At 33.8% G+C, this 22,618-nt stretch carries 18 protein-coding genes; 16 read left to right on the top strand and 2 right to left on the bottom strand.

The window, feature by feature from the left end; genetic code table 11:
* The first annotated feature begins 126 nt into the window (after nt 1-126).
* The 7 genes from ACYSNM_RS01880 (at nt 127) to porT (ending at nt 8,632) form a co-directional block, all read left to right on the top strand.
* On the top strand, nt 127-1,104 hold the full coding sequence (locus ACYSNM_RS01880) for a pyruvate dehydrogenase complex E1 component subunit beta (protein ID WP_461754852.1): 978 nt from the start codon (nt 127-129) through the stop codon (nt 1,102-1,104).
* A 96-nt stretch (nt 1,105-1,200) separates the two neighbouring features.
* On the top strand, nt 1,201-3,684 hold the full coding sequence (locus tag ACYSNM_RS01875) for a DUF5686 and carboxypeptidase-like regulatory domain-containing protein (protein WP_461755392.1): 2,484 nt from the start codon (nt 1,201-1,203) through the stop codon (nt 3,682-3,684).
* Nucleotides 3,685-3,765: 81 nt separating this feature from the next.
* Nucleotides 3,766-4,293 carry an inorganic diphosphatase gene (locus tag ACYSNM_RS01870; RefSeq protein WP_461755391.1) on the top strand — a complete coding sequence of 176 codons (528 nt, stop codon included), beginning with the start codon at nt 3,766-3,768 and terminating at the stop codon, nt 4,291-4,293.
* A 564-nt stretch (nt 4,294-4,857) separates the two neighbouring features.
* Nucleotides 4,858-6,333 (top strand): alanine/glycine:cation symporter family protein, encoded by a 1,476-nt coding sequence (locus ACYSNM_RS01865; RefSeq protein ID WP_461755390.1) that lies wholly within the window; start codon nt 4,858-4,860, stop codon nt 6,331-6,333.
* Between the two features lie 53 nt (nt 6,334-6,386).
* Nucleotides 6,387-6,947: a GNAT family N-acetyltransferase gene (locus tag ACYSNM_RS01860; protein WP_461755389.1), complete on the top strand. Its 561-nt coding sequence runs from the start codon at nt 6,387-6,389 to the stop codon at nt 6,945-6,947.
* Nucleotides 6,948-7,092: 145 nt separating this feature from the next.
* Complete coding sequence (gene ubiE, locus ACYSNM_RS01855; RefSeq protein WP_461755388.1) at nt 7,093-7,821, top strand: bifunctional demethylmenaquinone methyltransferase/2-methoxy-6-polyprenyl-1,4-benzoquinol methylase UbiE; 729 nt, start codon at nt 7,093-7,095, stop codon at nt 7,819-7,821.
* A 1-nt stretch (nt 7,822) separates the two neighbouring features.
* Nucleotides 7,823-8,632 carry a type IX secretion/gliding motility protein PorT/SprT gene (gene porT, locus ACYSNM_RS01850; protein ID WP_461755387.1) on the top strand — a complete coding sequence of 270 codons (810 nt, stop codon included), beginning with the start codon at nt 7,823-7,825 and terminating at the stop codon, nt 8,630-8,632.
* Between the two features lie 65 nt (nt 8,633-8,697).
* On the opposite strand, the gene ACYSNM_RS01845 is transcribed toward porT, so the two are convergent.
* Complete coding sequence (locus ACYSNM_RS01845; protein ID WP_461755386.1) at nt 8,698-9,432, bottom strand: TrmH family RNA methyltransferase; 735 nt, start codon at nt 9,430-9,432, stop codon at nt 8,698-8,700.
* Between the two features lie 39 nt (nt 9,433-9,471).
* Between ACYSNM_RS01845 and tamL the strand changes: the two genes are divergently transcribed.
* The 3 genes from tamL to accD are packed head-to-tail and all read left to right on the top strand — an operon-like array spanning nt 9,472 to nt 14,051.
* Nucleotides 9,472-12,039 (top strand): translocation and assembly module lipoprotein TamL, encoded by a 2,568-nt coding sequence (tamL, locus tag ACYSNM_RS01840; RefSeq protein ID WP_461755385.1) that lies wholly within the window; start codon nt 9,472-9,474, stop codon nt 12,037-12,039.
* A 47-nt stretch (nt 12,040-12,086) separates the two neighbouring features.
* Nucleotides 12,087-13,154, top strand: coding sequence for a class II fructose-bisphosphate aldolase (fbaA, locus tag ACYSNM_RS01835; protein ID WP_461755384.1), 1,068 nt, complete (start codon nt 12,087-12,089; stop codon nt 13,152-13,154).
* Between the two features lie 42 nt (nt 13,155-13,196).
* Nucleotides 13,197-14,051, top strand: coding sequence for an acetyl-CoA carboxylase, carboxyltransferase subunit beta (accD, locus tag ACYSNM_RS01830; protein ID WP_461754566.1), 855 nt, complete (start codon nt 13,197-13,199; stop codon nt 14,049-14,051).
* A gap of 63 nt (nt 14,052-14,114) precedes the next feature.
* Here accD and ACYSNM_RS01825 read toward each other — a convergent pair whose 3' ends face one another.
* Entirely contained in the window at nt 14,115-15,371 is a 1,257-nt protein-coding gene (locus ACYSNM_RS01825) for an ABC transporter permease (RefSeq protein ID WP_461755383.1), read from the bottom strand.
* 158 nt (nt 15,372-15,529) lie between these two features.
* Here ACYSNM_RS01825 and purH point away from each other — a divergent pair, with 158 nt between their 5' ends.
* From purH to rodA, 6 genes are read left to right on the top strand one after another with little or no spacing between them, the layout of a single operon-like run.
* Complete coding sequence (gene purH, locus ACYSNM_RS01820; RefSeq protein WP_461755382.1) at nt 15,530-17,059, top strand: bifunctional phosphoribosylaminoimidazolecarboxamide formyltransferase/IMP cyclohydrolase; 1,530 nt, start codon at nt 15,530-15,532, stop codon at nt 17,057-17,059.
* A 53-nt stretch (nt 17,060-17,112) separates the two neighbouring features.
* Nucleotides 17,113-18,141 (top strand): rod shape-determining protein, encoded by a 1,029-nt coding sequence (locus ACYSNM_RS01815; protein ID WP_461754569.1) that lies wholly within the window; start codon nt 17,113-17,115, stop codon nt 18,139-18,141.
* A 10-nt stretch (nt 18,142-18,151) separates the two neighbouring features.
* Complete coding sequence (mreC, locus tag ACYSNM_RS01810; protein WP_461755381.1) at nt 18,152-18,973, top strand: rod shape-determining protein MreC; 822 nt, start codon at nt 18,152-18,154, stop codon at nt 18,971-18,973.
* Nucleotides 18,974-18,976: 3 nt separating this feature from the next.
* Nucleotides 18,977-19,501 carry a rod shape-determining protein MreD gene (locus tag ACYSNM_RS01805; protein ID WP_461755380.1) on the top strand — a complete coding sequence of 175 codons (525 nt, stop codon included), beginning with the start codon at nt 18,977-18,979 and terminating at the stop codon, nt 19,499-19,501.
* Entirely contained in the window at nt 19,498-21,360 is a 1,863-nt protein-coding gene (gene mrdA / locus ACYSNM_RS01800; RefSeq protein WP_461755379.1) for a penicillin-binding protein 2, read from the top strand. Before ACYSNM_RS01805 ends, mrdA begins: the two co-directional genes overlap by 4 nt.
* Nucleotides 21,357-22,610 carry a rod shape-determining protein RodA gene (gene rodA / locus ACYSNM_RS01795; protein ID WP_461754573.1) on the top strand — a complete coding sequence of 418 codons (1,254 nt, stop codon included), beginning with the start codon at nt 21,357-21,359 and terminating at the stop codon, nt 22,608-22,610. The genes mrdA and rodA overlap by 4 nt, the downstream gene beginning before the upstream one ends.
* The last annotated feature ends 8 nt before the right edge of the window (nt 22,611-22,618 follow it).

The raw sequence follows: 22,618 nt of genomic DNA, 5'->3' as shown, positions 1-22,618 counted from the left end.
TTTAAGTCCTAGCTAAATAGGGCTAATGCTTTAAAAATCATAAAAGGCACAACTAAATAAGTGTTTTATAATATTTTTTTATACTTTTGCTTTTGAGTAAATTAATTACGACTAATAGATAACATTATGAGAACGATTCAATTTAGAGAGGCCATATGTGAAGCCATGAGCGAAGAAATGCGTCGCGACGAATCAATATATTTAATAGGTGAAGAAGTAGCTGAGTACAATGGTGCTTACAAAGCCTCAAAAGGTATGTTGGACGAATTCGGTCCTAAGCGTGTAATCGATGCTCCAATTGCAGAGCTTGGATTTGCAGGTATTGGTGTTGGTTCCGCTATGAATGGTAACCGTCCTATTGTTGAATTTATGACTTTCAACTTCTCTTTAGTAGGAATCGACCAAATTATAAATAACGCAGCTAAAATGCGTCAAATGTCTGGAGGACAGTTTAACATTCCAATTGTTTTCCGTGGACCTACAGCATCTGCAGGACAATTAGGAGCAACACACTCACAAGCATTTGAAAACTGGTATGCAAACGTACCTGGGTTAAAAGTAATTGTTCCTTCTAACGTTTATGATGCAAAAGGATTATTAAAAGCTGCAATCCGTGATAACGATCCAGTTATTTTCATGGAGTCAGAACAAATGTACGGGGATAAAGGAGAAGTTCCTGAAGGAGATTACGTACTTCCAATTGGAGTTGCTGATATCAAAAGAGAAGGTAAAGATGTTACCATTGTATCTTTTGGAAAAATCATCAAAGAGGCTTACAAAGCTGCAGATGAACTAGCTAAAGAAGGAATCGAATGTGAGGTTATTGACCTTCGTACAGTTCGTCCACTTGACTTTGATACAGTAATAAAATCAGTTGAGAAAACAAATCGTCTAGTTATTTTAGAAGAAGCTTGGCCATTTGGTAGTATTTCTTCTGAAATCTCTTACCAAGTACAAGAAAGAGCATTTGATCACTTAGATGCACCTATTCAAAGAATCACTACTGCAGATACGCCTGCGCCTTATTCTCCACTACTTTTACAAGAGTGGTTACCTAACGCTAATGACGTAGTTAAAGCAGTGAAAAAAGTTCTTTATAAATAATGAATAAAGTTCTTTATAAGTAAAAAATAAACTATATTTGGTAACTCCATCTTAATTTGTGTTAAGATGGAGTTTTTTTATGCGTTATATTCTATTATGAGAAACCAGCTAATATTTATATTTTACTTTCTACTGTGCCCATTTTTACTTCTAGCTCAAACAAAAGTTAGTGGTAAAATTATCGATGACCAAAATAATGAAGTTCCATTTGCATCGGTTTACTTTAAAAATTCAACAGAAGGGGTAATTGCCAATGAAAATGCTAAATTCTATCTAGAATCTCCTAAGAACCATCCTATTTTGGTTATTTCCTTTTTAGGCTACCAAACCCTAGAAATAGAACTAAAAAACAAAGTAAATTTAGATCTAGAAATTGTTCTAACAACCGATAACTTACTAGAAGAGGTAAAGATATTCGCAGGGAAAACCTCCAAAAAAGACAACCCAGCCTTAGATATCTTACGTAAGATTTGGGAGCGCAAGCGCAAAAATGGTCTTTATATGTTTGACCAATACGAATTAGATAAGTACGAAAAAGTAGAATTTGACTTAAATAGTATAGATAGCGCTTACCAAAGTAAAAAGATTTTCAAGGGAATGGAGTTTATTTTCCAGCAACTTGATACTTCTAAAGTGACAGGGAAAACCTACCTTCCCATCTTTATCAATGAGAGTGTAGCCTTTGTATATGGAGATAATACTAGTGGTAGAAAAATAGAAAAATCCCTTGGAAATAAGAACTCTGGTTTTGACAACAACCAAAGTATTATTGCCTTTGTAAAGGACTTATATGCCCAATACAATATCTATGACAACTACATTAAGATTTTTGACAAAGATTTTGTTAGCCCCTTATCAAGAACAGGAATTAATGTTTACAACTATATATTAGCCGATAGTACCTATATAGATGATAAATGGTGCTACAATATCATATACTACCCTAGACGTAAAGGAGAGTTAACCTTTAAAGGAGACTTTTGGGTGAACGACACTACTTTTGCTATTAAAAAGATTAATATGGAGGCAAGTAGAGATGCCAATATTAACTGGGTAAAAGAGATTTATATTGAACAAGAGTTTGATGTAGTAAATGACTCTGTCTTTCTATTGACAAGAGATCACTTTATGAGTGATTTTGCCTTATCTAAGAAAGAAACCTCTAAAGGAATGTATGGTAAACGAACTACTTTATACCAAAACCATCGTTTTAATATACCTCATCCAGGAGACTTTTACGTAGAAAAAGTAAACCACTTCGACCCGGACATGTATCAAAGGGATGAAGAGTTCTGGAGTACTTACCGCTTTGAACCTCTAAGTAAAGACGAGGTTGGAGTTTATCAAATGCTAGATACATTAAAGACGGTTCCAAAATTTAAAATGTTATTTAATATAACGGAAACCATAGTCAGTAACTACTACAATAGAGGCAAGATATCCTACGGACCTATTTTCTCCACTATTGGCTATAATGACATTGAAGGGCTGCGATTAAGACTCGGAGCAAGAACTTACTTTGGACAAAATGACCCTTGGAGATTAGAGGGATATACTGCTTATGGTTTTAAAGACCATCAGGTTAAATATGGTATAAGTGGGCGTTTTTTACTTAATAAGAACAATCGATTAATACTCCACGGAGGTAATCGAAGAGATATTGAACAAATAGGGGTTAGTTTAACGGAAACATCCGATGTACTAGGTCGAAGCTTTGCTTCTAGCTCCTTATTTAGTAGTGGAGACAATACCAAACTAACCTCCATTAACTTGAGTACATTAGGGCTAGAGATTGAACCTTGGAAAAATTTAAAATTCCAAACAATCTTTACCTATAGAACCTTAAAACCTGCTGGGCCGGAGTTTAATTTAGATTATTATGTCAATAAGGCCGATAATATTATTTCCAATGAAACCAGACAATCCGAACTTGGTTTTGAAGTAGATTATACCCCTGGAAGAAGCCCTATAGGCTTTGGTGTAGATAGAACTGATCTAGACTCAAGATATTTACGCTTATTTTTAAAATACAGCCAAGGCTTTAAAGGTGTATTCAAAAGTGACTTTGCTTATGAAAAACTGCAGTTCTATGCTAGAAAACCAATTATTTTAGGAGGTTTTGGAACCCTTACCCCTACTTTTGAAATTGGTAAAACATTTGGGACTGTACCTCTTGGACTATTAAGTGTAGTTCCAGGTAACCAATCTTGGTTCTTAATAGAGAATACTTTCTCTAACTTAGACTACTATGATTTTGTTACCGACCAATATACTTCTCTTCATTTAGAGCATAATTTCAACGGACGTCTTTTCTCTAGAGTTCCTGTATTACGCGATTTAAACTTAAGAGAGATTATTGGAATTAGAGCTATACATGGAAAGATTTCACAAAACAACATAGACATTAATGCTTCTAATTTGGTATATAAAGCACCTACAGACACCTATTATGAATACTATGTAGCTGTTGCCAATATTTTTAAAATCATTAGAATTGATCTCTCTTGGAAAGGAAACTACAAAGACATGCCTGACTCCCGCAATTTCGTTGTGAAAGGTTCTTTTGCACTTTATTTTTAAAATCGTTATTAAAACTTGTTCTAAATCACTATTTAGAGTATTTTTGCAACCAATTTAGAAAAGAGATTAAAAATTAAGAATATGAGTAAATTTGAAACTTTTGACGCTTTTGTTGAAATACCAGCAGGAAGCAGAAACAAGTACGAGTATGATTTTGATTTAAAGAGATTAAGATTCGACAGAATGTTATACTCTAACATGAGATATCCTGCAGATTACGGCTTTATCCCAGAAACTTTAGCTTTAGATGGAGATCCATTAGATGTTTTAGTTTTATTTACTGAACCTTCTTTACCAGGATTAGTAGTAGAGGTTAAACCAGTAGGTATCTTCTATATGTCAGATGATAAAGGACAAGATGAAAAAATCATTTGTGTTCCAGTATCTGATCCAATTATGAACAAATTAAATGATATTTGTGACGTAAATGAGCACTTAAAAGAAGAAATCGAACACTTCTTTAAAGTATACAAAGACTTAGAGAAAAAAGAAGTTACAACAAATGGATTCGGAGATAAAGCAGCAGCTTTAAAAATGATCCAAGAATGTACAGAACGTTTCGAAAACATCGAAAATAAAGAAGAAGGATTATTCAGCATCCGATTCTAATAACATAGGAAAGCCAATCTATAATAGATTGGCTTTTTTTATTGCCTTTTAAAGGCCTTTAAAGACACTTCTTCTACAAAGCTATAGTAAAGTATTTTGCCCCATTCTTCCCTTGTCTTAGACTACTTAAAACCCACATTGGTTTTAAAAAAGAATATTATTCGTTTAAAAAGAGATTTCACCAAATTTGTCGGTCCATTTTTACCAAAAAACAGCCAATCAAACCATCCTTTTAGATAGGGCTAAACTATAATGCCATAAAATTGCATAATTCCAATAAACAGCTCAAATTTACTTATTTTTAATAAGTCTTATTATAAATATTGATTTAGGACAAATGTCTTTTTTTTGTGCTTTTCAATTACATTTACAAAACGTATCTTGTTTTAAGCAAACCCAAATACGCTAAACTGAAAATACTTACAGATACCTTAGCGAAAAAAAAACAACATTTCTAGTACCTAACAATCTTTCAAAAATAACACTATGAAAACATCAATTTGAAAATAAAATTTGTAGTTTAAAAGAATATCCTTACTTTTTTACCCTGAATAAATAATAATTATGGAAAATGCAATTAAAATCGCCAATGAACTGATTTGGTCTAACGTTTTTATCATCCTTTGTTTAGCTGCTGGATTGTTTTTTACAATCAAGACAAAATTTATACAAGTACGCTTCTTTCGATCCATGGTCAAGCTACTTTTTACAGAGGGATCCTCCGAGAAAGGAGTTAGTCCATTTCAAGCCTTCTCCATTGCTATTGCAGGTAGAGTTGGTGTTGGAAATATCGTTGGTGTTGCCACTGCAATTGCCGCTGGGGGACCAGGTGCAATTTTCTGGATGTGGATGATTGCTTTTTTAGGAAGTGCATCTTCTTTTATTGAGTCAACCCTAGCCCAAATATACAAGACCGAGAAAAACGGTCAATATTGTGGTGGACCAGCATTTTATATAGAACAAGGTTTAAAAAACAAACCTTTCGCATTATTATTCTCCATTATTACAATCATATCCTGTTCCTTGTTTTTACCAAGTATTCAAGCAAACAGTATTTCTATAAGTGTACAAGAAGCCTTTGCAGTTCCGCAATGGATTACTGGTATTGTTATCTGTGTCTTTTTAGCTATTTCTGTTTTTGGAGGAGCAAAAAGCGTAGGAAGAATCGCACAAATTGTTGTTCCATTCATGGCTACAGCTTATATTATAATGGCACTTACCATTATTGGAATTAATTATCAAGCAATCCCAGAGATATTTGCATTAATTGTACGCTCTGCCTTTAACCAAGAAGCTGCCTTTAGTGGTATTTTTGGAGCTGCTATTGCTTGGGGAGTAAAAAGAGGTATATATTCCAATGAAGCTGGACAGGGAACTGGACCACATGCTGCGGCTGCTTCGGAAACTTCTCACCCTGTAAAACAAGGATTGGTACAAGCATTCTCTGTTTATGTAGATACTTTATTTGTATGTTCTGCAACAGCCTTTATGATTTTGTTTACCAACCAGTATAATGTTTTAGATGCTACTGGAAACTATATTGTTCATAACCTACCAGATGTAGAAGCCGGTGCTAGTTACACGGTAAGGGCTATAGCAACTCAATTTCCATCTATTGCTTCTCAATTTATTGCCATTGCATTAACTTTCTTTGCCTTAACAACCACTATGTCCTATTTGTTTATTGCAGAGACAAACTTTGATTATTTGAGCAAAAAGAAAAACGTTATTCTAAGATGGATCATGCGTATTGTTATTTTAATCAATGTATATTTTGCAGCAATCAATGAACCAAGTACAGCATGGGCTATCGGAGATATAGGTGTTGGAGCTATGGCTTGGCTGAACTTTATTGCTATTTTGTTATTATACAAACCTGCCATGGTTGCTTTGGATGATTATATCAAGCAATTCAGACAAGGATTAGATCCAATTTTCGACCCTGCTACAGTTAATATTAAAAACGTAAGTCCAATATGGACCAGAGTTGCAGCAGAGAAAAAAGCAGAATTTGCCAAAAAACAAGCGCAGGCAAAATAAATTATATAAATCCTTTGTACCTTTGCCAGTTATAAAACAAAAATAACTTCAATATGGATATTACAATTAGACCAGCATGTAAAGAAGATTATGATATTGTCCCTGAATTAATGCTTCAGGCAATGGAGGAAATCGTTTTTACTTTCATTGAAAAACAAGATATCGAAGAGGCTATACAATTCTTGACTGTACTTTTCAAAGAAAAGAACAATTTATATAGTTATGAAAATACTTTTGTTGCTGTAAATCAAGACCAAGAAGTTTTAGGTTGTATTACAGGTTATGATGGTGCAAAGTTTGAAGCTTTAAGACAACCAGTTTTAGAGCATATGAAACAAAAATATAACAATGACTACGTACCTGAGGCAGAAACAGGGGAAGATCAATTTTACATTGACACTGTAGCTGTAAGTGTAATGGCCCAAGGTCAAGGAATTGGTGCAAAGCTTTTAAACTTTATTGTGGATCATGCCAAGGCAAACGGTCATCAAAAAGTAGGGTTAATTGTAGATTTAGATAATCCCCAAGCTATGAAGCTTTACCAAAAGTTAGGTTTTAAGCAAGGAGAAATTATAGAATTTGCCCAAAAAGAATATTACAATATGTATATCTAAGATATAAAGTCCCAAGTAAAAAACACTTGGGACTTTTTTTTACCAACAAAGCTAGCTATTTAAGTAATAAATAAAGGAATTAACCCTTTAAGTAAACTTACTTATTGGCTTTAAATAATTATATTTGCTCAAAAATTAATAAGCAATGTCAAAAAACATAACTCCATATAAAGAATCAGATTTAGGCAAAAAAAAGCAAGTTGAACAAATGTTTGATAACATTTCAGGGAACTACGACAATTTAAATAGAATGATTTCTTTAGGAACAGACCAAGGTTGGAGAAAGAAAGTATTAAAAATGGTTAGCCAATCTAACCCTGTCAACATTTTAGACATTGCCACTGGTACGGGAGATTTGGCTATACTTTTATCCAAATCGGATGCTTTAAGTATTACAGGTCTTGATCTTTCAGCTGGTATGTTAGAGGTTGGAAAACAAAAAGTAAAAGCATTAAACCTAGAATCAAAAATAAAAATGATTCAAGGAGATTCAGAAAACTTACCTTTCCAGGACAATAGCTTTGATGCAATCACAGTTGGTTTTGGAATTAGAAACTTTGAAAATCTAGAAAAAGGTTTAGGTGAAATTTTAAGAGTATTAAAACCAGGAGGTGTTTTTGTTATTTTAGAAACATCTGTACCTACTAAGTTTCCTTTTAAACAAGGTTACTTCCTATACACACAAACTTTCCTACCTTTAATGGGGAAATTATTTTCAAAAGATAAACAAGCTTATGAATATTTGTCTGATTCGGCTAAAAACTTCCCTTTTGGTGTAGAATTGAACAATATTTTAACCAAAGTTGGGTTTAAAGATGTACAACACTTCCCTCAAACTATGGGTGTTGCTACCATTTATAGATCGTCAAAATAATATGAGAAAATTTATTTGCATTATAGTAGTTCTATTTGCTACTATCCCAAGCTTTTCACAAGGGTTATTCTCTAGAAATCCTATTTTAAACAAGCAGGATTGGGATAAACAACGCGTACATTGGGGATACTACTTAGGGTTTAACTCCTATAATTATAAAATTAATTATGATCAGAATTACTATGAGCAATTAAAACAATACCAAGATACCTATAAAGAACAAACTCCTAGAGATTATAGTGAAATTCAAGTAACTTCTGCTATAGGCTTTAACGTTGGACTTATTGGGAACTTGCGGTTAATGGAGTATTTAGACCTTCGTTTTGAACCAGGTTTATATTATACTAAAAGAACCCTACACTATCCAAAGGCTATCTTTTACCATTATTTTGATAAACAATATAACAACCCAAATCCTACTAGTAGAGAAATAGATATGGCCTCTACCAAAGAAGTTGGTAGTACATATATTCATTTACCTTTACTTTTAAAGTTTTCTGCTAAAAGAACTGGAAACATACGTCCGTATATTTTAGGAGGATTCTCTACTGACTTAAATTTAAGTAGCAATAGTACTTCCCAGGAAGATAACTATGAAGGAGTTTGGAGAATGAAGAAGTGGACCTTTAATTATGAACTAGGAGCAGGTATTGATATTTACTTTCAATACTTTAAATTTTCTCCTTCCATTAGGGGAGTATTTGGTTTAGATAATGAATTGATTCCGGATAACAACTCCAATAGTCCATGGACATCGGGTATTACCTCCATGAAATCAAGAGGTGTCTTTATTAACTTCACCTTTCATTAAAAGATATAAAAAACGCAAAATAGATCCTATTTTGCGTTTTTATTTTATATTGATTACACTCCTTTTTATAGATTTCGTCTGAACTCACTTAGAACAATAGAAGTTGCCATGGCAACATTTAAACTCTCTGTTTGCTGTAAATCTCCAAAGCGAGGAATACTTATTTTTTGACTAACTACCGCCTCAAGTTCTGGTGATATACCATTTGCTTCGTTTCCAAAAATAAGAATACCATCCTTTTTCAAAGGGGTCTTGTAAATGTTAGCCCCATCCATAAAAGTACCATATACTATAGAAGGGTTAGGACTTTGTTGAATCATCTGTTTCAAATCTCCATACACTAAGTTAACCCTTGATAAAGATCCCATGGTAGATTGCACTACTTTAGGATTAAACATATCCACAGTAGAACTACTACATATTATATGAGAAATACCAAACCAATCACAAAGGCGAATAATAGTCCCTAAATTTCCTGGATCTCGTACATCATCCAAAGCCACCACCAAATCCTTATAATCTACTTGCTTAGACTGCGGTATATAAAAAACTCCTAAAGCATTACTAGGAGCCGATAAAGCAGACATCTTGTGCATATCACTCTGCTTTACAAGGGTACACTGATCAGAGGCTACATTAAAATCAATTGGTTCGCTCACATATAAATGTTCCAAAGCAATACTGGAATTAAGCAACTCTTGAATTACCTTGATTCCCTCGGCTATAAATAAACCATGGATTTTTCGGTACTTTTTTTGATGTAAACTTTTAATTAACTTTATTTGGTTTTTGGTAACCATAAAAAATGTATTTTTGAACGATTATAGACACAAACGGCCTTGAGTAAATTTTTAACAAAAATAGTATTAATTCTATTAACTAGCATAAGTTTTTTTTCCTGCTCCTTAACCAAAAGAGTTCCAGATGGAAGCATGCTACTTATGGAAAATACCATTATTGAAAACAATAAGAAAAACAATAAAGAAGAAATTAGTGAACTTCTTTATCAACCACCCAATAGTTCCATTCCTTTTCTAGGAGTGCGACTGCGTTTGCAAATGTATAACCTAGCAAAACAAAATGCAGACTCCCTTTATCACATTTGGTTAAAAGACCATCCAAAGACCAATAAAAACTTAACCGCCCTATTGTCCCAAAAACAAGTAGAGCGCTTAGGGGAATCTTTTATTATCTCAGGATTCAATAATTTTTTAATCACCACAGGTGAAGCTCCCGCTATTTACGATACTCTACGTACAGAGAAATCTATTGTACGCCTAAAAAACTTCTATTTCAATAAAGGTTACTTTGATACCAATGTTACCACTAAAGTAGATACTATAGGGCCTAAAAAGGTAAAAGCAATTTATACCGTAGAAACTGGACTACCTTATTACATCGATACATTAAGCTCTGATTTTTCTACAGAAGCTCTAAAAGAAATATTCGAAAAAAATAAAGCAAAAAGCTTTATTAAAAGCAATACGGTTTTTGATATCAAAAACTTTGATCAAGAACGCACAAGAATTACCACAGATTTTAGAAACAATGGGGCTTATTATTTCCAAGAACTCAATATTCGTTATGAAGTAGACACGGTTTTAGGGGTAAAACAAAAAGCAAACATCCACCTTATTGTAGAACCAAGAACGGTAAAGATGGAAGATGAGCTTATCCAAGAGCCTTTTAAAATTTATACTATTAGTGATGTCAATATCTATACCGATCACAGTAGTAAAAACCAAGCCTACTTTCTAGATAGTATACAATATAAAGACTTCCATATCTTTAGTTCAACTAAATTACAATACAAGCCAAAGGCAATTACAGATGCTATATTTATCACCAAGGGAAGTTTATTCAGTGATTCTAAACGTATTTTAACCAGTAGAGCAATTAGTAACCTAAGGGTTTTTAATTATCCTGTTATTGAATACACCGAGGATAAAAGAGACTCAACAGGATCTTCCTTAATTACCAATATTTACTTAACCTCTAGAAAGAGAAAGACCTTTAGTCCTTCTTTGGATATCACTCACTCGAATATACAAGATTTTGGTATTGCTGGAGGGGTAGGTTTACTTTTTAGGAATGTTTTCAAAGGCGCGGAAATATTAGAATTTGCTATTAAAGGAAATATTGGCTCCTCTAGACAAATGAGTAACCCAAATAATGTGTTTTTTAATGTAACCGAATACGGAGCAGACGTTAAATTAACCTTTCCTAGACTATTCTTTCCTATTAAAACCGATGGAATTATCCCAAAAACGATGCTTCCAACCACCACTACAGCATTTGGTATTTCTAAGCAAAGAAACATTGGGTTAGACAAGGATAACTTCACAGCTATTATCAATTATAGATGGACTCCTACTCGAAATAATTCGTTTAGTTTAGATCTGGTAAATGCCCAATATGTTAGAAATACCAATCCAGGTAACTACTTTAGTGTATATAAATCTTCGTATAGACGATTAAGTACTATAGCACAGGATTATAAAGACCAATTACCTGAGGATTATTTTAATGACCAAGGAGACTTAGATATACAAAACAATGCTACAAATGATTTTATAGACCTAGCTTTACAAAGTGATAATCCTTTAGATTTGACTCCACAAGACTATGGAATAGTAAGGGGAATACACGAGAGAAAAGTGCGTTTATCGGAAAACAATCTAATTTTTGCTTCTAGTATTTTATTTACACGAAGCACAAAAACAAGTATCAACGACAACAACTTCTATACCCTTAGGGCAAAGGTGGAATCTGCCGGTACTTTATTAGACCTATTAACTAGCTCCAAGGACAAAAAAGGACCTACAGGCCATAAGACACTCTTTGATGTAGAGTTTTCTCAATATCTAAAAACGGAACTAGACTTCGTAAAATACTGGGACTTAGGTAGAAAAAAAGTACTAGCTATTCGAGGATTTGCAGGTCTAGCAATACCATATGGCAACTCTAATTCCATCCCTTTTACAAGAAGTTACTTTGGAGGAGGTTCTAATGATAACAGAGGATGGCAATCCTACCGTCTGGGCCCAGGAAGAAGCGGAGGTATCAATGATTTCAATGAAGCCAACATGAAGCTTTTGTTTTCTGCAGAATACCGCTTTAATATAACAGGAAGCTGGAATGGAGCATTTTTTATGGATGCTTCTAATATTTGGAATATATTTGACGAGATAAAAGACAAGAACTACACCTTTAATGGCGTCTCGTCTTTTAAAGACATTGCTGTAGCCACAGGTTTTGGTATTCGTTATGATTTTAGTTTCTTTGTATTTCGTTTAGATATGGGATTCAAGACCTTTAATCCTTCGATAGAAACCCAAAGAAAATGGTTTCAGGAATTTAACTTTAAAGAGTCTGTGATAAATGTTGGGATTAATTATCCCTTTTAATCAAATAATAATTACTATTTTTGTCAAAACTTTTTAACACACAACACATGGCACATAATATTAAACCAGGAGTTGCATTTGGAGATCAAGTGCAAGAAATTTTTAAATATGCAAAACAAAAAGGTTTCGCTTTGCCAGCAGTAAACGTAACTAGTTCTAGTACGATTAATGCGGTAATGGAAACTGCTGCAAAATTAAATGCTCCTGTTTTTATTCAATTCTCTAATGGTGGAGCTTCGTTTATAGCTGGAAAAGGGCTTTCTAATGAAAACCAAAAAGCAGCAATTGCTGGTGCTATTGCTGGTGCTAAACATGTTCACGCCTTAGCAGAAGCTTATGGGGTAACGGTTATTTTACATACTGACCATGCTGCTAAAAACCTTCTTCCTTGGATTGATGGACTTTTAGAGGCTGGAGAAGAGCACATGAAGATGTATGGTAAACCTTTATTTAGTTCTCATATGATTGACCTTTCTGAGGAATCATTAGAGGAAAATATTGCTATTTCTAAATCCTACCTAGAGCGTATGGATAAATTAGGAATGACTTTAGAAATAGAATTAGGTATTACAGGAGGAGAAGAAGATGGAGTAGATAACACAAATGTGGATAGCTCTCGTCTTTATACACAACCAAAAGAAGTTGCTTATGCTTACGAGGAACTATCTAAAGTGAGTAATCGTTTTACGATCGCTGCTGCATTTGGAAACGTTCACGGGGTTTACAAGCCAGGTAATGTGAAATTAACTCCTATTATTTTACGTAATTCACAAGATTATGTGTCAGAGAAATTTAACTTAGGACATAATCCAATTGATTTCGTATTCCACGGTGGTTCTGGTTCTTCTCAAGCTGAAATCCAAGAATCTATCGAATATGGTGTAATTAAAATGAATATTGATACAGATACTCAGTTTGCTTACACAGAAGGAGTAAGAGATTACATGATTCAAAAAATAGACTATTTAAACACTCAAATAGGTAACCCAGAAGGAGATGATATTCCTAATAAGAAATATTATGACCCTAGAACTTGGGTTAGACAAGGAGAATTGACTTTAATTGCACGTTTAGAACAAGCTTTTAAAGATCTAAATAACGTGAATACGTTATAGACTCCTTGCTTTCAAACTTAATATAAACAAAACAATCATTTTATGGCTTGGTTTAAAAGGAAAGAAAAAGGAATTCAAACACCAACAGAAAACAAAAAAGATGTTCCAAAAGGACTTTGGTATAAATCTCCAACTGGAAAAATTATTGATTCTGATGAACTAGCAGACAACCTTTGGGTATCTCCAGAGGATGATTATCACGTTCGCATTGGTAGTAAAGAATATTTCGAAATTCTTTTTGACGATAACGACTACAAGGAAATAGCCAAAAGCCTTTCTTCAAAAGACATTTTAAAGTTTGAGGATACCAAAAAATATGTAGATCGTTTGAAAGAAGCAACAACTAAAACACAATTGAAAGATGCTGTTAGAGTTGCTGTGGGAGAATCAAAAGGAGAAAAATTAGTAGTTGCAGCAATGGATTTTGCTTTTATCGGTGGTTCTATGGGATCTGTGGTAGGAGAAAAAATTGCTAGAGGAATAGATTATTCATTAAAGCATAAAATTCCATTTATGATGATTTCAAAATCAGGTGGAGCGCGAATGATGGAAGCAGGTTTCTCATTAATGCAAATGGCTAAAACATCTGCAAAGCTTGCTCAACTAAGCGATGCTAAGATTCCTTACATTTCATTATGTACGGATCCAACAACAGGAGGTATTTCTGCTTCTTTTGCAATGTTAGGAGACATTAATATTGCTGAACCTGGAGCGTTAATCGGATTTGCTGGGCCTAGAATTGTTAAAGATACAACAGGTAAAGATTTACCAGAAGGTTTCCAAACTTCTGAGTTCTTATTAGAACATGGATTTTTAGATTTTATCGTTCACCGTAAAAACTTAAAAAATCAAGTAAATCAATATTTAGACTTAGTTTTAAATAGACCAATGAGATAATAAAAAAAAGCACCTTTTAAAAAGGTGCTTTTTTTTTATACTTCTATTTCTTACTTCAAGGGATTATATACCAGAGCGAATAGCTTCCACTGGATCTAAATGCGCAGCACTTCTAGCTGGGAAATAACCAGATAAGGTTCCAATAATCATGGAGATTCCCAATCCTACTATTATATTATAGAAGCTTAGAATATAATGAAAATCTGTTGTAGCACTAACCACTAAAGCAATAATCCACACAAAGAAAACACCAACTAAACCACCAATCAAAGCAAGTATAATTGCCTCGAATAAGAACTGAATTAAAATAAAGTGGTTTTTAGCACCTATGGCTTTTTGAACTCCAATTAAATGTGTTCTTTCTTTTACAGACACAAACATAATATTGGCAATTCCAAAGCCTCCTACAAGTAAGGAAAATCCACTTACAATCCACCCTACTACATTCATTTGGGAAATAATGTTATCTATAAAGTCCATTAGCCCACCGAAAATATTGATAAAAAAGTTATCCAAGTCGTCTGTCTTCAACCCTCTAAAGAGTCTTAACTTACCTCTTAATTCATCTTCAAAGGAATTCATATCATAAGAATCAAAAGGTTTAGTTACAATAACAGGCTTAGTCATGGTACTATTATCCCCATAGAGCATACGCAAAGTGTTGGTTGGAATATAGGCTTTCTCATCCATATTCCCTCCTATATTTACACTACTAGCACCTTGCTTTTCCATTACCCCAATCACCGTGAAATTTCTGGCGTATATCCTTACCTTCTTCCCAATTGGATCTACTCCTTTAAAAAGACTTTCTGCCACCTCATGGCCTAATACCACTACAAAGCTTCCACTATTGTCCTCCGCTTCTGTAAAGAATCTGCCTTGATCAATCTTTATATTGTCTAAAAACTGGGTATCCACCATAGCAGTTTGTATAGTAATGGAATTGGCATAATTTCCATTGTACATGATATTTTCACGATTTGTAAAAAGAACGAAGCTCATATATTGAGCAGCATTTACGGTTCTTTTTAAATACTCATACTCCTCATAGGTAACATCGGGAAATTGCTCTTGCTTCCAACTAGGTACATCGCTTGGTCCAAAGGAAGAATCAAACAAATAAATCATATTGGAATCAAAGCTACTTAGCTGCTCTTTAATATTCTTTTCCAAAGAATCTACCGCTGAAAGCACAGCAATAATGGAGAAAATACCTACAGTTACTCCTAAAAGAGATAAAACAGCCCTCAACTTATTGGTTCTAAGGGCGTTTAAAGCAAAAACAAAACTACTAGACAATAACCTAAAGTACAGAAACATAGTCGATTGGGATTAAAAAAAGACATACAATATCTATAAGACGAAACAAAATTGGATTCGTTACAAAATAAACTTTATAAATAAAGATAAAACTTCTGTTTTAAACTTCATAATTACACTTACAATACTTAATTTTGTGTGCTAATTAAAAACACAACATGAACACAGCAAAAAAAATTAAATCAGCACTTATCTCTGTTTTTGATAAAAACGGATTAGAACCTATTGTTAGAGAATTACATAAGCACAATGTAACTATTTATTCAACAGGAGGTACAGAAGCTTTTATTAAAGATTTAGGTATTGAGGTAGTTCCAGTAGAGGATGTAACTTCTTACCCTTCTATTCTAGGAGGACGTGTAAAAACACTTCACCCTAAAATTTTTGGTGGAATTTTAAACAGACAAGATAACCCAAGTGATGTGGAGCAAATGCAGGAATTTGATATTCCTCAAATTGATTTAGTTATTGTTGACTTATACCCTTTTGAAAAAACAGTTGCACAAGGAGCTAGCCAAGCAGAAATCATCGAAAAAATCGATATAGGTGGAATCTCTTTAATTAGAGCAGCAGCTAAAAACTTCAAAGACACTAACATTGTAGCTTCTGTAGAAGAGTACGCTACATTTTTAGAGATGATCCAACAAAATGAAGGAGCAACGACTTTAGAGCAAAGACAATACTTAGCAACTAGAGCTTTCCATACTTCTTCTCATTATGACTCTGCAATCTTTAATTACTTTAACAACAACCAAAGTAATACATTAAAGATTAGTATAGACAAAGGTACTTCTTTACGTTATGGAGAGAACCCACACCAAAAAGGAGAATTCTATGGAGATTTTGAATCTTTATTTGAAAAACTAAACGGTAAAGAATTATCTTACAACAATCTTTTAGACGTAGATGCAGCAGTAAACTTAATGAATGAGTTCGCTGGTGATAAACCTACCTTTGCTATTTTAAAGCACAATAACGCTTGTGGAGTTGCACAAAGAGACACAATCAAAGAAGCTTATTTAGATGCATTAGCAGGTGATCCTACTTCAGCTTTTGGTGGAGTTTTAATTTCTAACACTATCATTGACGCTGAAACTGCAGAAGAAATCAATAAATTATTCTGTGAAGTAGTTATTGCACCAGGTTATGAGCCAAACGCTGTAGAAATATTAAAAGAAAAGAAAAACAGAATTATCTTAGTTTTAAACGATATTGTTTTACCTACAAAACAAATTAGAACTTGTTTAAACGGTATTTTAGTACAAGACAAAGATAATATCACAGATAGTAAAGAACACTTAACAAAAGTGACAAACAAACAAGCAAGCGAAAAAGAAATCGATGATTTAATTTTTGCTTCTAAGATTTGTAAACACACAAAATCAAATACTATTGTACTTGTAAAAGACGGACAATTATGCGCCTCTGGAACAGGACAAACTTCAAGAGTAGATGCACTTCGTCAAGCAATTGAAAAAGCAGTTTCTTTTGAATTTGATTTAAATGGTGCTGTTATGGCTAGTGATGCATTCTTCCCTTTCCCTGATTGTGTAGAAATTGCAAACAATGCTGGTATCACTAGTGTAATTCAACCTGGTGGATCTATCAAAGACGAATTAAGCATCCAATACTGTGACCAAAATAATATGGCAATGGTATTTACTGGAACACGTCATTTTAAACATTAATTTATTACTTTTGCGTAGTAAAAAATATTAACTCTAAAAGCCTTTTTAATTTTATGGGATTTTTTGATTTTATGACCGAGGATATCGCCATTGACCTAGGTACAGCCAATACTCTTATCATTCACGATGGGAAAGTGGTGGTGGATAACCCATCTATTGTAGCTCGTGATAGGACCACGGGGAAAATTATTGCTGTAGGAAAAGAAGCGAGCCTAATGCAAGGTAAAACTCACGGTAATATAAAAACCATTCGCCCATTAAAAGACGGAGTTATTGCTGATTTCGACGCATCTGAAAAAATGATAAGCCTCTTTATCAAGAGCATTCCTTCTTTAAGAAAGAAACTTTTCACTCCTGCACTACGTATGATCGTTTGTATTCCTTCTGGAATTACAGAGGTAGAAATGCGTGCGGTAAAAGAATCTTGTGAACGCGTTAATGGTAAAGAGGTTTATTTAATACATGAACCTATGAGTGCTGCTATTGGTATCGGAGTAGATATCATGCAACCTAAAGGTAATATGATTGTAGATATAGGGGGTGGTACAACAGAAATTGCAGTAATCGCCTTAGGGGGGATTGTTTGTGATAAATCAGTGAAGATTGCTGGAGATGTATTTACAAACGATATTATTTATTATATGCGTACACAACACAACTTATTTGTTGGAGAGAGTACTGCTGAGAAAATAAAAATTCAAATTGGTGCAGCTACAGAAGATTTAGAAACACCACCAGAGGATATGCTTGTTCAAGGGCGTGACCTATTAACTGGAAAACCTAAACAAGTAACAGTATCTTATAGAGAAATTGCTAAAGCTTTAGACAAATCTATTCAAAGAGTTGAGGACGCAGTAATGGAAACATTATCACAAACTCCGCCAGAATTAGCTGCAGATATTTACAACACAGGTATCTATTTAGCAGGAGGTGGATCTCAATTAAGAGGTTTAGATAAGAGAATTTCTCAAAAAACAGACTTACCTGTATATATTGCAGAAGATCCTCTTCGCGCAGTAGTTAGAGGTACTGGCTTAGCAATTAAAAATATTGACAAGTATAAAAGCGTACTTATCAAATAAATAAACAACTATGCAGCAGATAATTAACTTCTTTATAAAAAACAGTACTAAGCTACTGTTTTTGCTGCTTTTATTCATATCGCTTGCACTAATAATAAGAACTCATGCTTTTCACAAGAGTTCTTTTATTAGTTCAGCAAACGATGTGACAGGATACGTATATGAGAATGTGAACGATTTAAAAGAATACGTTCACTTAAAGAGTGAAAATGATGCTCTTGTCTTAGAAAACGCTTACTTAAAATCTATTGTCTACAATACTACATCAGTTTTAGACTCTCTTGAAATCCAGAAATATAGGCCAAGTGAGACCCAAAACTACTCCATTATTGTAGCCAAAATAATTAAAAATAGCTTTAATACAAAGGAAAACTACTTAACCATAAAAGGAGGTGAAAACCAAGGTATCACTAAAGACTTAGGGGTTATAAATAGTAAGGGAGTACTTGGTATTGTAGAAAAATCTTCCGCTAATTACTCTACTGTTCAAAGCATACTTAATATAAAATCTCAGATAAACGCCAAAATCAAAGGTTCTAATCATTTTGGAACTTTGCAATGGGATGGCAAAAACACAGGTTATGTCAATTTAACAGATGTACCTAGATTAGCTGAGATTTATAAAGGAGATACTATCGTTACTGGAGGTAGATCTACTATTTTTCCTGAAAACATCCCAATTGGAGTAATTGACAAGGCTTTCACTAACGAAAGTTCTAATTATTTCACAATTTCCGTACGTCTATTTAATGACATGACTAATTTGGGCTATGTTTACATCTTGAAAAATAATGACATCCAAGAAATTAATGAACTAGAACACAGTAATTAAAAAATGAATAGTATTGTATTATCAAATATCGTAAGGTTTACTTGTCTATTATTGGCACAAGTTCTTATTTTCAACAATATAGACCTATTCACCTTTATAAATCCTTATCCTTATATCCTATTTATTATTCTATATCCGGTAAATGGAAATAAGGCACTTTTTTATATCTCTAGTTTTTTACTAGGTCTATGTATTGATACCTTTGAAAATTCAGGAGGTGTACAAGCAGCTGCAAGTTTAATTCTTGCTTTTGCAAGACCTTCTATATTGAAATTTTCCTTTGGTATATCCTATGAATACCACAACTTAAACATATTTAGAAAAGTAACTTCTGATTTATTTAAATCCTTAGAGGTTTTTGGTTACTTGGCTATTTGTATCTTAGTACACCATGTAGTTTTGTTTACTTTAGAATTTTTACGCTTTGATTTCCTTTTGGAACTAGGCTTGAGAATAGTTCTAACTACAGTAGCTACCCTACTGACTTGTATTTTGATTTTATTCTTAATGAAACCTGTTAGAAAATGAGAAAGTACTTATTACCCATTGTTATTGGTCTAATCTCAATAACAGTATTAAGTCGTCTTTTTTACTTACAAGTGGTAGACGATACCTATATTAAAAAATCAGAAAATAACGCTTTAAAGATAGTTTATGAATATCCTGAAAGAGGATATGTATTTGATAGAAATGGCACTTTATTAATTGCCAACCAGCCTTCTTATGACATTATGGTAATCCCTAGAGAAGTGGTCAATATTGATACATTGGCTCTTTGTGATTTACTGCAAGTTCCCATAGAGGATTTTAAAACTAAATTAGATAAGGCTAGAAGATATAGCCCTAGACTTCCATCGATCTTTTTACCTCAGTTAAGCAAAGCAGAATATGCGGCTTTCCAAGAGAAAATTAGACACTTTAATGGGTTTTATATCCAAAAGAGATCCCTAAGAGATTACCAAGTTTCTTCAGGGGCAAATATTTTTGGTTATATACGTCAGGTAACAGATTATAATATTAAAAAAAATCCCTACTATCGACCAGGAGATCTTATAGGAATACAGGGAATTGAACAAGAATACGAAAGTATCTTAAGAGGAGAAAAGGGAGTTAAATACATACAAAGAGACCGTTTTAACAGAGAAATTGGTTCCTTTAAAGATGGTATATACGACACTTTGGCTAAAAAAGGGGACGATATTACTTTAACTATCGATAGCCAGCTTCAGGCCTATGGAGAACTTTTAATGCAAAATAAGCGTGGAGGTATTGTTGCCATAGAACCTAAAACAGGTGAAATATTAGCCCTTGTCAATGCTCCTTCTTATGACCCTTCCTTATTGGTGGGAAGAGAACGCTCTAAAAACTATACAGCTCTTTATAACGATTCTTTGGCAAAACCACTTTATAATCGAGTTCTTTCAGGAGAATACTCCCCTGGATCTCCATTTAAAATATTAACAGCGTTAATAGGTTTGCAAGAAGGAGTGATCAATACCCATACTACTTTCCCTTGCCAAGGAGGTTTCTTCTATGGTAAAGGTGCTTGGATGGGTTGTCACGATTATGGTAGCTGGAACATCTATGAAGCAACAGCAAAGAGTTGTAACACTTATTTTGGCCAAACCTATAAAAGGATTATCGAAAAATACAAAAGTCCTAAAGTTGGTATTGATGCTTGGCATAAGCATTTACAAAGTTTTGGTTTAGGGCAATTTCTTGGTTATGATTTACCTGAGGGTAGAAAAGGACATATCCCAGATTCCAACTATTACGATAGATGGTATCCAAATGGAGGTTGGCGTAGTACAACTACGATCTCTAACTCTATTGGTCAAGGAGAGATTATAATGACGCCAATGCAGTTAGCCAATACCTTTGCAGCAGTAGCTAACAGAGGATATTACTACACTCCACATATTATTAAAAATATAGAGCATCAACCTATTGATCCTAAGTTTACCACTAAACATGTAACTACTATTGATCCAAAGCACTTTGATGTAGTAATCAAAGGGATGAATGAAGTATTCCACACTGGTACAGGTCGTAGTGTAGCTGTAGCAGAAATAGAAATGGGTGGGAAAACTGGAACAGTTGAAAACTTTACCAGAATCAACGGCAAGAGATACCAGCTTACTGACCACTCGGTATTTGTGGCTTTTGCTCCAGTGGATGATCCTCAAATTGTTGTAGCAGTTTTCATTGAAAATGGATATTGGGGCTCAAGATGGGCAGGTCCGATTAGCTCTTTGATGATACAAAAATATCTTTTAGGCGAGATAGTTAGAAAAGATTTAGAAACTCGAATGATTAACGGAAGTCTACAAAGCGAATACGACAAAGTATTACAATTATATAGCAATACACCAAAAAAGACAAAATGAGAAGCGTAAGCGTACATAGAAATATAGATTGGATCTCGGTACTAATATATTTTTTATTAGTTTTTGCTGGATGGGTAAATATTTATTCTGCCTCTTTACCAGCAGTAACTACCTCTATTTTTGATTTAGATCAAATTTATGGGCGCCAGCTTATGTTTATTTTTGCAACTATCCCTGTCATTATACTGATACTATCTATAGATGCAAAGTTTTATGAAAAATATGCCTTAATCTTCTACATCATAGGACTCTTATCCATTTTAGGTTTATTCTTTTTTGGAAAGAGCGTCAAAGGACAGACTAACTGGTATTCTATTGGTGGCTTTGGTATACAACCTTCTGAGTTTGTAAAAACTACCACTGCTTTGCTCTTAGCTAAATACCTCTCGGATAATCAAGACCATTTAGCCACTGTCAAAGAACAAATCATGGCACTTACCATTATTGGTATTCCTACTCTATTTATTTTAAAACACGATACTGGAAGTGCAATGCTTTTTGTATCGTTGATCTTTGTACTTTATAGAGAAGGCCTTCCTAGTTGGTATTTATGGACAGGATTTATCTGTATTGTACTTTTTATAAGCGCTTTGCTTGTTAAACCTTTAATCATCGTAGCGCTGATTGCACTTTTGACTGGACTTCATTTTTATATGAATAAATCCATACAAAGGAACCCTTTGATATATATAGCACTGACCATTATTATGTCTACCTTTGTGCTATCTGTAGACTATGTATATGACAAGGTCTTAGAGCCCCACCAAAAGGACCGCATCAATGTATTAATCGGGGAAGATGTAAATATGCAAGCCGAAGGCTATAACCTAAACCAATCTATTATTGCTATTGGCTCTGGGGGATGGACTGGAACTGGTTTTTTACAAGGAACCCAAACCAAAGGAGGTTTTGTTCCAGAACAACATACCGACTACATTTTTACCACCGTTGGAGAGGAATGGGGCTTTGCTGGAGCTACGGTAGTTATCGCTTTATTTCTATGTTTGTTTTACCGACTAATCTATTTAACGGAAAGACAAAAGAAAAGATTTAATCGCGTTTATGGGTACTGTGTGATTTGTTTTCTATTTATCCACTTTGCCTTTAATCTATCTATGCTAATTGGATTATTTCCAACTATTGGGGTTCCCCTACCCTTTTTCTCGTATGGAGGTTCTAGCTTAATTGCTTTTACCGTATTACTTTTTATCTTTTTAAAACTCGATGCAAATAAAATCAATGAATGGTAATATTCCAT

Source organism: Myroides sp. LJL116, from assembly GCF_054871685.1.
This window is presented reverse-complemented; position numbering and strand designations above follow the sequence as displayed.